The following is a 14495-nucleotide window of genomic DNA, read 5'->3' on the forward strand; positions in this document are numbered from 1 at the left end:
CGGTCACCTCTCCTTCTGCAGTAGGGACAGCGCGGCGATGAGTTCGGCCTGCGGCTCGGGATGGACGTCCAGCGCGTCCAGCGGGGCGAGCCGGCGCTCGCGTTCCATGTGCATGATCCGGTCCACGTGTTCGGTGAGCAGGCTCCCGCCCCGGTCCCGCAGCCGCAGCGCGCCGTGGACGCCGATCCGCTCGGCGAGCGACTCCCCGGCGGTCCGCCCCCGGCGCCCGCCGAGCAGCACGGTGGCGACCAGGGCGGCGACCACCTCGGGGTCCGGTGCGAGGCTCCGGTCGAGTTCGCGGACCTCGTCCTCGGCGTACTCCTCCAGCTCGCGCCGCCACCGCCGTACGGCCAGCCCGATACGGTGCTCGGCGCTGTCCGGCGCGGGGGCGCCGGCCGTCAGGGCGGGGGCGGCGGCGGCCGGTTCGCGCCGCCACGCCTCGTCGACCCGCTCGTCGGCGGCGGTGACGGCGCACAACAGGAGCGCGCTCAGACTCTCCACCAGGGAGTCGAGCAGCTCCCCCGGTGCGCAGTCGAGGGGAAAGGCCCGCCAGCGCTTCAGCGCGTCCCCGGCGAGCACGGCACCGGACTGCAGACGGCCCCGTACGCGCGCGTGCTCGCTGTCGTACGACGTGTCGACGGCGGAGGTGAGCCGCAGGGCGGCGGCGTACTGGGCGGCGGCGGCACCGGCCAGTTCCGGCATCCGGGACTTCAGGGAGTTCAGGAGCCCGTACGCCGTCCGGCCCATCACGTGCTGCCGGGCGGCGGGGTCCTGCGCCCGGTGCACGAGCCAGGTGCGCAGCGCGGCCACGGCGGTGGCGGGCAGCAGTCCGCCGCCCCACGCGGACTCGGGCAGCTCGGGCACCGTGAACCGGGGTACGTCGCCGAGGCCGGCCTTGGTGAGCAGGGCCGCGTACTGCCGGGACACCTCGGAGACCACCTGGTGCGGCACCCGGTCCAGGACGGTGACCAGGGTGGCGTCGTACTCCTTGGCGGTGCGCAGCAGGTGCCAGGGGACGGCGTCGGCGTAGCGGGCGGCCGTGGTGACCATCACCCAGATGTCGGCGGCGCAGATCAGCTCGGCGGCCAGGGTGCGGTTGTCGGCGACCAGGGAGTCGATGTCGGGCGCGTCCAGGAGGGCCAGGCCGGGCGGCAGGGTGTCGGCGGTCTCGATGCGCAGGACGCGCGCGGGGTTCTCGCCGGGGAGCAGCAGGTCGTCGCCGGGGTCCTGGTGGGGCACCCACACGCGGGTGAGGTCGGGCAGCACGCGCATGCCGCTGAACCAGTGGTGGTCCTCCGGATGGCAGACCAGGACCGGGGTGCGTGTCGTCGGCCGGAGCACGCCGGCCTCGCTGACCCGTCTGCCCACGAGCGAGTTCACCAGGGTGGACTTTCCCGCCCCGGTGGAGCCTCCCACGACGGCCAGCAGCGGTGATTCGGGGTCTCTGAGCCGGGGCACCAAGTAGTCGTCGAGCTGGGCGAGGAGTTCGTCGCGGTTGGCACGCGCGCGTGGCGCCCCCGCCAGGGGCAGCGGGAAGCGTGCGGCCGCGACACGGTCGCGCAGGGCGGAGAGTGCGTCGAGCAGCTGAGGCCGTACGTCCAAGGTCACCACATGGGAAGAATGCCCAATTTTAGGGGAATTCTGAAGCATATGAGTATGTCTGCGCGCCGACCTGACACTTGGGGCGGAAGGGGCGAGTGGGGCGAGAACACAGTCCAGGCATAACGAGTGCACAACACCCGATGCGTGAGACGCCGAAAGCGATGCACGATTCGCACTCGCCTGCGATTATCGGTGCTGCTTCACCGAACCTCCACATCGAGCCACGGAGGGGAAGCATCAGGGACGAGGAGCCGGGAGCCCTATCCTTGTCCCCGGCAACGTCTTGAATCGGTCCGCTCGGCGGGCTCCACGACGTCAGGCCACCACACCAGGCCCCCGTAGCTCAGTGGATAGAGCAGGCGCCTTCTAAGCGCTTGGCCGCAGGTTCGAGTCCTGCCGGGGGCGCCACCGGTCCATCGCCGGTTCGGGCCGGCTCGTCATCGGCGTCCTGGAGATGCCGGTGTGCGGCTCAGGGGCGAGCACCGGCATCCGCCCCGGAAGTCGGCCGCCGACAGGCCCGGCGCCCGGCCGAAATCCTCACCGCCGCACTCGACGAGCGGACGCCCCCCTCCCGGCACCCTCGCGGCCGAGGTGATCGTGGCCGGCCTCGGCCGGACATGCGGAAGCGGCCCCCGAAACAGCACCGGGAGCCGCTAGGAAAAGAAAAGGCGAACGGCTGGTCAGGAAACCTGCGCCAACCCCCGACCGCAGGTCAGCGGTACTCGTGCTTCTTGAGGAAGATGTTCGCCTGGGCGGCGTTGTCGCCCTCGTCCACGATGTGGACCTCCTTCTTCTCCTCCTCCTTGTTGTTCTTCGAGCAGTCCATGTTGTTGTTGGCCGAGGACAGGATCGGGATGTCGATGACCTCGATGGTGTCGCAGCTCAGGATCTGCGAGTTGTTCTCGAACTTCACCGAGTCGTCGTCGGCGGCGACGGCCGTGGAGGCAGCGCCACCGGCCATGGCCAGCGCGGTGAAGGTGCAGGCGAGAGCCTTCTTGAGAGCCATTGGGTTCTCCTCCGTGTTGGGAGTGTTGGGGAGCCGCAGCAACGCGACTACTCCAAGAACGAAGCCCCATCCGGGGGGTTTTGCTCCGACGGAGTGAAGTGCGCCTCCGATTACGGATCCGGCCCGCTCTCCCGATCAGCACACTTACCGTTCCAGTGAATCCCGGACGGCGGCTCAGGAAAAGGACGCGTTATACGACCGAACCGGCCGTACGCCCCATACTGTTTACGCCGTTCGCGGGGTGCCGTGCCGTAGCGCCCCGCCCGACCGAGACAGGACAGATTGGTATGCCGAGCGCTCGTATTGCCGCCATCTCGCTGTGTGCGGCGTCCATGGCTGCTCTACCTGGCGGAACCGTTCACGCTCAGGAGGGAGCCCCGAGCTTCGAGAACAACACCCAGATCCTTTCCTGTGTGAACATCGAAGTGCTCGACCTCCCGATCGCGTCAGTGTCGCAGACCAGCATCGACTGTTCCGATAATCGTGGAGAGCGAGAAACGACCACGTCCGTGCTCCACCGGTAGCGACTTCACCCGGTGGGAGCAATACCCGCCGTACCGCGGGTTCGTTTCAATGACTGGTCGCGCTGGAAACACAGCCGAATATTGCTACCGAGCGAGGGCGAACCCTCCGGGAATTCACCCGAGCTCGACTGCGACACATTCCAACCCATAGGAGACTCCGAATGGCTCTCAAGAAGGCTCTCGCCTGCACCTTCACCGCGCTGGCCATGGCCGGTGGCGCTGCCTCCACGGCCGTCGCCGCCGACGACGACAGCGCGAAGTTCGAGAACAACTCGCAGGTCCTGAGCTGCGACGTCATCGAGGTCATCGACATCCCGATCCTGTCCTCGGCCAACAACAACCTCGACTGCTCGAAGAACAACAAGGAAGAGGAGGAGAAGGAAGTTCACATCGTGGACGACAGGGACACCGCCTCCCAGGCCAACTTCCTCCTCAAGAAGCACGGCAAGTAACACCGCCGTGAGCAGCGCCGGCCCGCCGGCTCCCCGAGCGGTCCTGGCTCCCACCACGGGGTCACCAGGACAACGCGGACCGGCTGTTCACTGACGGACCGAGCGGCCCCGGGTTTTCACACCCGGGGCCGCTTCCGTGCGTCGCGGCCCGGGCCCGCGTCCCCGTGCGCCGGCCGTGCCAGGATGGCGAGGGCGGCCGGGCGAGGAAGCTCTCACCGGGGCGCCGCCGTCCGTTCGGCGAAGAGGAAGGACCGACCGAGGTGCGCCTGCGCTGTGCCGTCCTGGACGATTTCCAGCGGGTGGCGACCGAGGTCGCCGACTGGTCGCCGGTCCACGACGACGTCGAGGTCGTCGTCTTCGACACCCACATCGACGGCGAGGACGCCCTCGCCGCGGCGCTCGCCGACATCGACATCGTGGTCACCCTGCGCGAACGCGTGCCCTTCCCCGGCTCCCTGATCGCCCGTCTGCCCCGGCTGAAGCTGATCGTCGCCTCCGGGATGCGCAACAGCGTCATCGACTACGCCGCGGCCGAGGCGCACGGCGTCACCGTGTGCGGTACGGCCTCCTCGTCCACGCCGCCCGTCGAGCTGACCTGGGCCCTGCTGCTGGGTCTGGCCCGGGGCGTCGTCGAGGAGAGCGAAGGGCTGCGCGCGGGCGGCCCCTGGCAGCGGACCGTCGGCGCCGACCTGCACGGCCGCCGCCTCGGGCTGCTCGGCCTCGGGAAGACCGGCAGCCGGGTCGCCCGGGTCGGCCTCGCCTTCGGCATGCGGGTCAGCGCGTGGAGCCAGAACCTCACCCGGGACCGCGCCGACGAGGTGGGCGTCGACCTCGCCCCCTCCAAGGAAGCGCTGCTCGCGGAGAGCGACTTCGTCTCGGTGCACCTGGCGCTCGGCGACCGCACCCGGGGTCTGCTCGGCGCGGCCGAACTCGCGCTGCTGAAGCCGACCGCGTACCTGGTCAACACCTCGCGCTCGGCCATCGTCGACCAGGACGCCCTGCTCGCCGCCCTGCGCGAGGGCCGGATCGCGGGCGCGGGTGTCGACGTCTTCGACATCGAGCCGCTGCCCGCCGGCCACCCGATGCGCACCGCGCCGCGGCTGCTGGCGACGCCCCACCTCGGCTATGTCACCCGCGCCAACTACGCCACCTACTACGGCCAGGCCGTCGAGGCCGTCCGGGCCTACCTCGACGGCTCCCCCGTACGCCGCCTGCCCTGACGTACGGCCTCCTGCCCCGAGGCCGTCAGGCGTACCGGTAGATCGCGCCGAGGTCCTCCAGCTGGTCCGGCGTCACGTCCCACGGCGGCAGTTTCTCGTGGCGGGCGACGACCCGGCCGTGCTGGGCGCTGCCTCGGCCGGGCGGTTTCGCGGGCTGGTAGCGGGCGCCGCGGTGGCGTCGCCGCCAGCGGTCCCACTGGAGGTCGAGGAAGGCGTGCACCAGCCAGAACACCGGGTCGTTGACGGAGGCGCCGCCGAGCATCGCCCCGCCGACCCAGCGGTGCACCCGGTTGTGGTTGCGCCAGGAGACGCTGCCGCGGCCGGATCCCCAGCCTTCCAGCTTGTTGCGGAACCCCTTGCCCACCGTGGAGTCCCAGGGCGCGGTGTCGTAGACCGGGTCCTTCAGGGCCCACTCCAGGTCGCCGGCGGTCGGCAACTCGATCGGGGCGCGGCGGCGGCCCAGGTCCCGGGTGAGGAAGTCGGTGTCGGTGACGTTCTCCCGCAGCGTCCAGTTGCCCTCCGCGTGGGCGAACGGTCCGGTGACGACCCGCTGGTCGGAGGCGCGGCCGGTGCCGCCGAGGAGGTCGGCGGTCCAGGGCGCGGAGGTGGCGGAGCGGTCCTTCGTCCAGTCCCAGTACGGCACCGTCACCGACGCGTCCACCCGGCGCAGCGCCCGTTCCAGCTCCAGCACGAACTTGCGGTGCCAGGGCAGGAAAGAGGGCGCCATGTGGGCCGTACGCAGGCGGTTCTCGCCGTCGGAGACGTAGAAGTCGATGTGGAGGCGCACGAACTCGTCGTACTCCCCGCGGCGTTTCAGTTCCAGCAGCGCCTTGACGAACCGCTGCCGCTCGGACCGGGTGAGGGTGCTGACGTCCTTACGCGTGTACGCCATGACCGCTCCCCGTGTGGTGGTGGCCCGTCTCGCGCAGGTGGCGGCCGGGGCCGAGTTCGTCGACCGCGGCGCGGGCCGCGTCCAGGGGGGTCGGGTACGAGCGGTAGTGGTCGACCATGGTGAGCCAGGTGCCGTCGGCGCGGCGCATGAGGTGCAGGGGGCGACCGTCCACGGTCACGTGCCAGGTGTCCGCGTCGGCGGCCGCGTGGTCCTCGGGGGCGGTCTCATGGCCGCGGACGTCGCGGAAGCCCCGGAAACCCTGGATACGGCGGTCCCGGTAGGTCTCGTCGAAGGCGAGGCCGTCCAAGCCGTGGGCGGGGCGGGCGGTTCCGGCTCGGGAGGGCGACGACGCAGTGGTCACGGACACGGCCGCCACCGCCGCGGGGGTGAGTGTCACGGCGAGTGCGGCCGGGGCGAGCAGTCCGCGTACGACGTTCCGGCGGGTGGCGGGGGCGGCCCCGTCGTCCGGTGGGGCCGCCCCCGCGGTCGCTCGCCGCTCCGGGTCTCCCGGGGCTCCGTTCGGCACTTCGGGTGCGGTGACGGCCATGGGTCGCTCCTCGTCCGGTCCGGTGATCCGTTCCGATAACCGGCCGAGGGGCCTCGTGGTCACCGCGTGGCGGGCGGGGCGGGTCCGGGGCCCGGCCGAAAGCCGTTGTGCCGGCCAGGAAGGGCCGGCACAACGGGGCGGGACGCGGACGTGGGTCACGGCCTGGCGGCGGCACCCTCCGTCGCCGGACGCGCGACGCTCTGCTGTGCCTCGCCCGGGGCCTTCGGCGTGGCCTGCAGGCCGGCCAGGTCCGGGGCGGGCATCCGGCCGCCGGACAGCGTGGCGGTGAGGATGTTGACCACGCCGGTCACCACGTTGTCGGCGGCCGGGCGGACCTGCTCGCTGCCAGCCTTGGTGACCGCCTCGACCAGGGTGTCGACCCGCTTCTGCAGGTCCTTGAGCGCGTGGGTGGTGAGGTCGGCCTCCGGGGCCTGCGGGTCGGCGGCGGAACCGGCCGGCAGCGTGACCGGGTCGGCGGCGCTGTTCTGGGTGGTGCCGGCCGACGCGTTGGTGCCCGGCGTGGTGGTGCGGGCCGCCTCCGCCTGGGCGAGGGCCTCCCTGACCGCGTTGGCGTGCTTGTCCGCCTCGGCCTGGGTGAGCCGGCCGTCGTCGGCCTTGAGTACGGCGTTCAGCAGACCGGCGACGGGGCTGAGGGTGTCGCCCAGGAGGCCGATGTCGCCGGCCTGGGCGCGCAGGGTTTCCATGTTGGGGAGGGGCGCGCGAGGCGCCGTCCGGGCGTGCTCCCGGGCCGATTCGCCTTCGGCCGCCATCGCCGCCGGGCCGGTGAGGCCCAGCAGGAAGGTGGCGCAGAGCGCGGAGGTGGCGATTCGTCGAGCGGGCAGACGCATGGGGGTTCCTTTCGGTGTGCGTCGGATGTTGTGCCCACCGTGGAATCGCCCATGGCGCGCTGCAACCGGGCACCTACGCCACGTGCCCGGCCGATCCCGGGAGGTATGGCATCGTCCCTGGTCGGCCCGCGTGTCGGGGACCGCCGCCGGGCCGGGTGACGCACCCCCCATTCGAGGCAGCGCTCCGCCGCACGCGGGACGACGGCGACGCCGCGAAGCGCCGACTGCTCGCGGCTCGCGACCCGCGGGAAAAGCGAACCGGCCGCCCGCACGCGGAGGAGGAACCGCGTGCGGACGGCCGGGGCGGCGTCGGGACCGGCGTCAGCCGTTCTTGCACTTGTTGCCGAACGACGGGCTCAGCACCCCGACGACGTCGATGGTGTTGCCGCAGATGTTGACCGGCGCGTAGATCGGGACCTGGACGACGTCGCCCGACGACCCGCCGTGGGAGTGCGAGGCGGTGCCGTGCGCGCCGGCGTCGGCGGCGGCGACACCGGTACCGCCCGCCACCGAGGCGGCGGCGACGGAGGTCAGGGCCAGGCCCTTCGCGATACGCGACATGGAGAGGTGCTCCTTGATGTGACACACGTGCGTCCGGGCGGGTGCCCCGTGCAGTGTCAACGCGCGATCCGTGCCCGGGGTGTGCGGCCGATGGGGTGATCTCCCCCGATCACCCCCTTCATACCTTCCGACACCTATGACCGGTTTCATCGGATTCGTACGGATAACGACTAGAGTCCACGCCGTCCGACGCACCGGCGGCCGGACCCGGTCGGTGGTCAGCGGGTCTCCGGGCCCGCCGGCCGGCCTGACACGGCGTACGCCGAAGCGGGCGTCCAGACCGGCGCACCGAGGTGCGGCACGTTCGCGCCCGTCCTGAGCGCCATCCGTGAGCGAGGAAGCCGCGCATGCACCAGTCACCGACCGTCCCTCGGCCGCGGGTCCTCCATCTCGTCCAGCCCGTGGACGGCGGCGTCGCCCGCGCGCTGACCGACCTGACCCGCGCTCAGCTCGCCGCCGGCCTGGAGGTCGTGGCCGCCTGCCCGGACGGTCCGCTGGCGGCCGCTCTCGGGGCGCTCGGCGCGGACGTACGGCACTGGCCGGCGACGCGGGCGCCGGGTGCGTCGCTCGGGCCGGAGGTGCGGCGGGTGGCGCGGACGGTCGCCGAGGTGCGGCCGGACCTGGTGCACGCGCACAGCGCGAAGGCGGGGCTGGCCGGGCGGCTGGCCGTGCGGGGGCGGATCCCGACCGTGTTCCAGCCGCACGCCTGGTCGTTCGAGGCGGTCGACGGCGGCGCGGCGGCCCTGGCCCGCGGCTGGGAGCGGTGGGGGGCGCGCTGGGCGGCGCGGGTGGTGTGCGTGAGCGAGGCGGAACGGCTGCGCGGGGTGCGGGCCGGGGTCCGCGCACGCTGGGCGGTCATCCCCAACGGCGTCGACACCGACCGTTTCCGGCCCGCGCCCGCCGCCGCCGTACGGCCCCGGCTGCTGCCCGGCGTCCCCGCCGACGCGCCACTGGTGGTGTGCGTGGGGCGGCTGTGCCGGCAGAAGGGGCAGGACGTGCTGCTGGCGGCATGGCGGCGGGTCCTGGCACGGGTGCCCGGCGCCCGGCTCGTCCTGGTCGGCGACGGACCGGACCGGGCCCGGCTGGCCGCCTCGGCGCCCGCCTCCGTGCTGTTCGCGGGCGGTGTGCCGGACGCGGCGCCCTGGTACCGGGCCGCCGATCTGGTCGTCCTGCCGTCCCGCTGGGAGGGCATGGCGCTGGCGCCGCTGGAGGCGATGGCCTGTGCGCGGCCGGTGGTGGTGACGGACGTCGACGGCGCCCGGGAGGGCCTGCCGCCCGCGCTCGTACCGCACTGCCTGGTGCCGCCGGAGGACCCCGCCGCGCTGGCCGACGCCGTGGCCGCGCTGCTGCCGGACCCGGCGGTGCGCGCCCGGCTGGGCCTGCGGGGCCGCGCGCACGTGGTCTCCGCCCACGACGTCCGCCGTACCGCCGCGGCCCACGCGGCGGTGTACCGGGCGCTCCTCGGCGGCTCACCGGCAGCCGTCCGGCCGGTCGCCGAGCCCACCGAGCACAGGGAGTCCGTCCACTCGTGACCGCGGAAAGCACCGTCCCCGTCCCCGCCGGCGAGCCGCGGGACCTCGGCAGGTCCCCCGTCCCGCTCCTGCCGCCGCGCCCCGGCGCCCTGGGCCCCCGGCTGCCCGCCGGAGGCCCGGCGGCCCGGCCCGGCCCGGCGCTGCCGCTGCTCCTCGCGGACGGCGCGGCGGCGCTGGTGGGCGCGCTCACCCTCACCGGCGTCCCCGTGCGGGCGCCGCTCGCGGCCCTGCTGGTCGCCACCGCCCTGCTGCTGCGTCCGCCGCCGCCCCGGCGGCTGCCGGGCGTCCTGGACGAACTGCCCGCCGTGTGCGCCCGGATCGCGACGGCCTGGCTGGCGTCGGCCGCGCTGATCGCGGCGTACGCGCCGGGGCACGCGCTGTCCGCCGGCGCCCTGCTGCTGGGCTGCGCGGCGCAGTCGGCGGCGAGCTGCGCGGGCCGGGGCCTGGTGCACCGGTGGCGGCGCCGCGCGCTGCGCCGGCGTCCGCACGCGGCGCTCGTCGTCGGGCCCGCCGCGACCGCCCGCCGGGTGGCCGCCGCCGTGCTGCGCGACGCGCGGTGCGGGGTGCGGCCGGTCGGCGTGGTGGCCGACGGCCCGGACGGCGGCGGTCCCGGGCTGCCCGTGCCGGCCACCGGCGAGGAGGCGCACGGGGCGGTGGGGCGCGGCGGCGTCCGGGACGTGCCGGACGGCGGCTCCGGGCTGCCCGTGCTGACCACCGGCGAGGAGGCGCACCGGGCGGTCGTGCAGAACGGCGTCCGGGACGTGCTGGTCGTCGACCCCGCCGCCCGGACCCGGCAGGACGCGCTGCTGCGGGCGCTGGCCGAGGCGGGGTGCGCGGTGTGGGAGGTCGACGCCGGCCGCCCGGCGGGCGCCGGCCGGGAGGAGATCGCCGGGTTCCCCTGCCGGCGGCTCCTGACCGGGCCCGCCCGGCCGGGGCGCGGCAAGCGGGCGCTGGACGTGGTGGTGTCCGGGGCGCTGCTGCTGCTGGCCGGCCCGGTGCTGCTGGCGTGCGCGGCGGCGCTGCGGGTCAGCGGCGGGCCGGGGGTGGTGTTCCGGCAGCAGCGGGTCGGACAGGGCGGCCGGCCCTTCACGCTGCTGAAGTTCCGCACCCACCGCCCGGTGGACGAGCACGAGTCGGCGACCCGGTGGAGCGTGGCCGACGAACGCCGGATGCCGTGGTTCTGCCGCTTCCTGCGGCGGACCTCGCTGGACGAGCTGCTCCAGCTGTGGAACGTCTTCCGGGGCGACATGAGCCTGGTCGGCCCGCGCCCCGAACGGCCCTACTTCGTCGACCGGTTCAGCCAGACCTACCCGGGCTACGCCGCCCGCCACCGGATGCCGGCCGGGATCACCGGCCTCGCGCAGGTGCACGGGCTGCGCGGGGACACCTCCATCGAGGACCGGGCCCGCTACGACAACGCGTACATCGACACCTGGTCGCTGTGGCAGGACGTCTGCATCCTGCTGCGCACGGCCGTGGCGCTGCTGCGCCCCACGGGGAGCTGACCGACGTGAGCCTCGCCCTGCCCCGGTCCGCGACGGCCCGCGTACGGCACCTGCCGCCGGCGACGGCCGTGGCCGCCGTGATCGCGCTGCTGGCCCTGCCCCTGGACGCGGGCGAGGGCGGCGCGCACCCGGCCGACGTCCTCTCCGCGCTGGTGGTGCTGTACTGCGCGGTCCGCCTGCTGCGGGAGCGGCGGCGCCCCCTGTCCCGTACGGCGGCCGTGGTGCTGGGGCTGCCGGTGCCGGCGCTGGCGCTCGCCGCGGTGTGCGCCACCGGGGCGCCGGAGGACCAGCTCGCGGGGCTCGGGCGCTGCCTCCAGGTCTTCGTGCTCGTGCCGGCCGCCGTGCTGCTGCTGGTCCGGGGCCGGGGCGACGTACGGCTGCTCGCCTGGACGGTGGTGGGGCTCGCGCTGTGGCAGGGGTCGGTCGGCACGCACCAGTACGTCACCGGGACCGGGGCCTCGTACCAGGGCGAACAGGTCCGGGCGGTGGGGACGTTCGGGGCGCAGGACGTGATGGGGATGGCGACCGTGGTGTCGCTGGGACTGGTGTGCGCGACGGGGCTGGCGCTGGGCCGCAGCGGCCCGGTGCGGCACCGGGTGCTGGCCGCCGGGTGCGCGGTGGCGCTGCTGCTGCCGCTCGCGCTGTCCTTCAGCCGGGGGGCGTGGATCGCCACGGCGGTGACCTGCGCGGCGCAGGCGCTGCTGGCCGGGGCGCGGCGGGCGGTGGCGCTGGGCGCGGCCGTCGCCGCGGCGGGCGTGGTGCTGGTCGGCGGGTTCGGGGTCGGTACGGCGATGCTCCAGGAGCGGGTCGGCAGCATCACCCGGGTCGCCGACGCGCCCGACCAGTCGGTGACCGACCGGTACACCATGTGGGCGGCGGCCGTGGACATGTGGCGCGAGCGGCCGCTGACCGGCGTCGGCCTCAAGGGCTTCCCCGAGCACCGGGACACGCACGCCTCGCTGGCGCTGTCCTCGGGCAGCGAGACCGGCGGCGCGGGCGCCGGATACGTCCGGCAGCCGTTGCTGTCCCCGCACAACATGTACCTCCTCGTCCTCGCCGAACAGGGCCTCATCGGACTGGTCGCGCTGGCCGGGAGCTGGCTGGCGCTCCTCGTCCTGGGCCTGCGCCGGCTGCGCGCGGTGCGGCGTGCCGGGCGGGCGGGGCGGACGAGGGCTGCGGGGCGGGCAGGGGGTGCGGGCCCGGCGGGGCTCGACTGCGGGCTGATCGGCTGCGGGCTGCTGGTGTGGCAGCTCACCGACTTCGTGTACGCCGACATCGGCGGCCCGTCGACGGTGCTGACGGCGGTGTGCCTGGGCCTCGCGGCCCACTGGGCGCTGGCCGCGCGCGCCGGGGAGGGGTCCGGGCGATGACGTCCACGCCGGTGCGGGGCGCGGGGACGGTGGCGGGTGGTGCGGCACCCGAGGCACCACCAGGGGCAGACGGTGCGGCTGGGGCCGGGCGGGGGTCGCGGGGGTTCCTCGCGCGGGCCGCCGCCGTGACCGCCGTGCTGTCGGTGGCCGGGTCGGTGCTCGGGCTGGCCCGGGACCAGGCGCTGGCCCGGCTGTTCGGGGCGGGCAGCGGGACCGACGCGTTCCTGGTGGCGTGGACCGTACCGGAGTTCGCGGCGACGCTGCTCATCGAGGACGGGCTCGCCTTCGCGCTGGTCCCGATGTTCAGCCTGGCCCTGGCCCGGCGCGCGCGGGGTGCCTCCGGCGACCCGGTCCGGGCGCTCGTCGCCGCGACCCTGCCCCGGCTGGCGCTGGCCTTCGCCGCGGCCGGCGCGCTGGTCGCCGTAGCCGCTCCCGCGCTGGTCCGGGTCCTGGCACCCGGCCTGTCCGACCCCGCCCTGGCCGTCGACTGCACCCGCCTGACCGCGACCTGTGTCCTGAGCTTCGGCCTGGCCGGCTACTGCAGCGCGGCCCTGCGGGCGCACCGGCGGTTCCTGGTCCCGGCGGCGATCTACGTCGCCTACAACACCGGCATCATCGCCACGATGTTCCTGCTCGGCGGGGCCTGGGGGGTGCGGTCGGCGGCGGCCGGGGTGGCGGTGGGCGGCTGCCTGATGGTGGCGGCGCAGGTGCCCTCGCTGGTGCGGCGGCTGCGGGAGCGCGACGGGGAGCCGCCCCGGCCGGCGTCCGGCGCCGCCGACGGCGTACGGCCGCTGGTCACGGCGCTGTTCGCCACCGTCCTGCTGTTCGCGCTGTGCCGGCAGTCGCAGGTGCTCATCGAACGGTTCCTCGCCTCCGGCCTGTCCGCCGGGGCGATCTCGCACCTGAACTACGCGCAGAAGGTGGCGCAGATCCCGATGACCCTGTCGCTGATGCTGTGCACGGTCACCTTCCCGGTGGTGGCGCGGGCGCTGGCCGACGGTGACGTCGTACGGGCCCGGGACCGGGTGGAGCGGGACGTGGCCGTGGCCGCCGCGCTGGTGCTGCTCGGCGCGGCGACGGTGGTGGCCTGCGCCCCGCAGATCGTGCAACTGCTGTTCCAGCGCGGCGTGTTCACCGCCGGGGACACGGCGGCGACCGCGGGCGTGATGCGGGTGTACGCCCTCGGGCTGCTCGGCCAGACCGTGGTGGGCGCGCTGGCCCGCTCCTACTTCGGGGCCGGCCGCGCCAGCTGGTACCCGCTGGGCGCGATGGCCGTGGGCGTCGCCGCCACCGCCGTCATCGGCGCGGCCGGCGTCGCCGCCTGGGGCGTACGCGGCATCGCCGCCGCCAACGCCGCCGGGATCACCGTCACCGCCGCCCTGCTGCTCGCCGGAACGGGCTCGCGCGGCGTCCCCGTCCGCGTCCGGCGGGTCCTGGCCGACCTGGCCCGTCCGGCGCTGGCGGCCGGGGCGGCGACCGTCGCGGGCATGTCCGCCGCGGCCCGCTGCGACCGTCCCGGGCCCGCTCTCGCCGCCGGCGTGCTGGCCGTCGCCGGCACGTATCTGCTGCTCGGCCGGGCCCTGGGCGTCCAGGGCGTCGCCCCCGCCACCGCCACCGTCCGTTCCGTTTCCCGCTCCCTCCTCCGAAGGCTGCGTCATGGCTGCTTCCGCTTCCGTAGGTTCCGTTGACGTCCCCGCCCGCGCGGGTGCCCGGACCGGTCCCGTGCCGTGGGTGGCGATGTACCACTCGGTCGGCGACCCCTCGGACGACCCGTACCGCATCACGGTCACCCCTGCCCGCCTCGACGCGCAGCTCGGCTGGCTGCGGCGGCGCGGGCTGCGCGGCGTGTCCGTGGCCGACCTGCTGGCCGCGCGGGCGCGGGGCGCGGCCCGCGGCCTGATCGCGCTGACCTTCGACGACGGGTACGCCGACTTCACCGAGCACGCCCTGCCGTGTCTGCGCCGCTGGGGCTGCGGCGCCACCCTGTTCGTGCTGCCGGGACGGCTCGGCGGCGACAACGCCTGGGATCCGCTGGGCCCCCGCAAGCCGCTGCTGGACGCCGACGGCATCCGCCGCGCCGCCGCCGAGGGCGTGGAGATCGGCTCGCACGGCCTCACCCACGTCGACCTCACCGCGGCCGACGACGCCACGCTGGCGGCCGAGACCGCCGGCAGCAGGGCGCGGCTCACTGAGCTGACCGGCACGGCGGTGACCGGCTTCTGCTACCCGTACGGCACCGTCGACGCCCGTGCCGTCGAGGCCGTCCGCGCCGCCGGGTACGGCTACGCCTGCGCCATCGACCCCGGCCCGCTGACCGGGCCGTACGCCCTGCCCCGGGTGCACGTCGGGCAGCGCGACACGGCCGTACGGATGCTGCTGAAGACCCGGCTGCACCGGTTGCGGCGGCGCCCCGTGGCGGGGGTGTGACATGTCCGG

The 14495-nt window shown here is 74.8% G+C and carries 13 protein-coding genes and 1 tRNA gene; 8 read left to right on the forward strand and 6 right to left on the reverse strand.

Annotated features, from left to right (window positions below; translation table 11 throughout):
- Window positions 1–3 precede the first annotated feature (3 nt).
- On the reverse strand, window positions 4–1611 hold the full coding sequence (locus J7I94_RS06725; protein WP_215165888.1) for a dynamin family protein: 1608 nt from the start codon (window positions 1609–1611) through the stop codon (window positions 4–6).
- 323 nt (window positions 1612–1934) lie between these two features.
- On the opposite strand from J7I94_RS06725, the gene J7I94_RS06730 reads away from it, so the two are divergent.
- A tRNA-Arg gene (locus tag J7I94_RS06730) sits at window positions 1935–2010 on the forward strand.
- 304 nt (window positions 2011–2314) lie between these two features.
- On the opposite strand, the gene J7I94_RS06735 is transcribed toward J7I94_RS06730, so the two are convergent.
- The gene (locus tag J7I94_RS06735; RefSeq protein ID WP_215165889.1) at window positions 2315–2608 is read right to left on the reverse strand and encodes a hypothetical protein; all 294 of its coding nucleotides are present in this window, start codon (window positions 2606–2608) and stop codon (window positions 2315–2317) included.
- A 685-nt stretch (window positions 2609–3293) separates the two neighbouring features.
- On the opposite strand from J7I94_RS06735, the gene J7I94_RS06740 reads away from it, so the two are divergent.
- A complete protein-coding gene (locus J7I94_RS06740; RefSeq protein WP_215165890.1) occupies window positions 3294–3584 on the forward strand; it encodes a hypothetical protein in 291 nt (96 codons plus the stop codon).
- A gap of 260 nt (window positions 3585–3844) precedes the next feature.
- Window positions 3845–4804, forward strand: a complete 960-nt coding sequence (locus J7I94_RS06745) for a D-2-hydroxyacid dehydrogenase family protein (RefSeq protein ID WP_215165892.1) — start codon at window positions 3845–3847, stop codon at window positions 4802–4804.
- 25 nt (window positions 4805–4829) lie between these two features.
- Here J7I94_RS06745 and J7I94_RS06750 read toward each other — a convergent pair whose 3' ends face one another.
- The 4 genes from J7I94_RS06750 to J7I94_RS06765 all read right to left on the reverse strand — a co-directional run bounded on the left by J7I94_RS06750 (window position 4830) and on the right by J7I94_RS06765 (window position 7652).
- Window positions 4830–5696, reverse strand: a complete 867-nt coding sequence (locus tag J7I94_RS06750; RefSeq protein ID WP_215165894.1) for a tyrosinase family protein — start codon at window positions 5694–5696, stop codon at window positions 4830–4832.
- Window positions 5680–6243, reverse strand: coding sequence for a tyrosinase cofactor (locus tag J7I94_RS06755; RefSeq protein ID WP_215165895.1), 564 nt, complete (start codon window positions 6241–6243; stop codon window positions 5680–5682). The genes J7I94_RS06750 and J7I94_RS06755 overlap by 17 nt, the downstream gene beginning before the upstream one ends.
- A 155-nt stretch (window positions 6244–6398) precedes the next feature.
- Window positions 6399–7091, reverse strand: a complete 693-nt coding sequence (locus J7I94_RS06760; RefSeq protein ID WP_215165896.1) for a hypothetical protein — start codon at window positions 7089–7091, stop codon at window positions 6399–6401.
- 321 nt (window positions 7092–7412) lie between these two features.
- Window positions 7413–7652, reverse strand: a complete 240-nt coding sequence (locus tag J7I94_RS06765) for a chaplin (protein WP_215165897.1) — start codon at window positions 7650–7652, stop codon at window positions 7413–7415.
- Between the two features lie 347 nt (window positions 7653–7999).
- Here J7I94_RS06765 and J7I94_RS06770 point away from each other — a divergent pair, with 347 nt between their 5' ends.
- From J7I94_RS06770 to J7I94_RS06790, 5 genes are read left to right on the forward strand one after another with little or no spacing between them, the layout of a single operon-like run.
- Window positions 8000–9184 (forward strand): glycosyltransferase, encoded by a 1185-nt coding sequence (locus tag J7I94_RS06770; RefSeq protein ID WP_215165898.1) that lies wholly within the window; start codon window positions 8000–8002, stop codon window positions 9182–9184.
- Entirely contained in the window at window positions 9181–10689 is a 1509-nt protein-coding gene (locus J7I94_RS06775; RefSeq protein WP_215165899.1) for a sugar transferase, read from the forward strand. The genes J7I94_RS06770 and J7I94_RS06775 overlap by 4 nt, the downstream gene beginning before the upstream one ends.
- A gap of 5 nt (window positions 10690–10694) precedes the next feature.
- Window positions 10695–12059 carry an O-antigen ligase family protein gene (locus tag J7I94_RS06780; RefSeq protein ID WP_215165901.1) on the forward strand — a complete coding sequence of 455 codons (1365 nt, stop codon included), beginning with the start codon at window positions 10695–10697 and terminating at the stop codon, window positions 12057–12059.
- A complete protein-coding gene (locus tag J7I94_RS06785; protein WP_215165902.1) occupies window positions 12056–13747 on the forward strand; it encodes a lipid II flippase MurJ in 1692 nt (563 codons plus the stop codon). The genes J7I94_RS06780 and J7I94_RS06785 overlap by 4 nt, the downstream gene beginning before the upstream one ends.
- Window positions 13748–13796: 49 nt before the next feature.
- Window positions 13797–14486, forward strand: a complete 690-nt coding sequence (locus J7I94_RS06790) for a polysaccharide deacetylase family protein (RefSeq protein ID WP_306521868.1) — start codon at window positions 13797–13799, stop codon at window positions 14484–14486.
- The last annotated feature ends 9 nt before the right edge of the window (window positions 14487–14495 follow it).

The organism is Streptomyces sp. ISL-12 (genome assembly GCF_018614415.1).
Lineage (GTDB): Bacteria > Actinomycetota > Actinomycetes > Streptomycetales > Streptomycetaceae > Streptomyces.

Excerpts from the sequence above, each read along its gene's own strand:
- J7I94_RS06735 (WP_215165889.1), bottom strand. The coding sequence starts at position 2,608 with ATGGCTCTCAAGAAGGCTCTCGCCTGCACCTTCACCGCGCTGGCCATG.
- J7I94_RS06750 (WP_215165894.1), bottom strand. The coding sequence starts at position 5,696 with ATGGCGTACACGCGTAAGGACGTCAGCACCCTCACCCGGTCCGAGCGG.
- J7I94_RS06770 (WP_215165898.1), top strand. The coding sequence starts at position 8,000 with ATGCACCAGTCACCGACCGTCCCTCGGCCGCGGGTCCTCCATCTCGTC.
- J7I94_RS06790 (WP_306521868.1), top strand. The coding sequence starts at position 13,797 with ATGTACCACTCGGTCGGCGACCCCTCGGACGACCCGTACCGCATCACG.
- J7I94_RS06765 (WP_215165897.1), bottom strand. The coding sequence starts at position 7,652 with ATGTCGCGTATCGCGAAGGGCCTGGCCCTGACCTCCGTCGCCGCCGCC.
- J7I94_RS06740 (WP_215165890.1), top strand. The coding sequence starts at position 3,294 with ATGGCTCTCAAGAAGGCTCTCGCCTGCACCTTCACCGCGCTGGCCATG.
- J7I94_RS06760 (WP_215165896.1), bottom strand. The coding sequence starts at position 7,091 with ATGCGTCTGCCCGCTCGACGAATCGCCACCTCCGCGCTCTGCGCCACC.
- J7I94_RS06755 (WP_215165895.1), bottom strand. The coding sequence starts at position 6,243 with ATGGCCGTCACCGCACCCGAAGTGCCGAACGGAGCCCCGGGAGACCCG.
- J7I94_RS06785 (WP_215165902.1), top strand. The coding sequence starts at position 12,056 with ATGACGTCCACGCCGGTGCGGGGCGCGGGGACGGTGGCGGGTGGTGCG.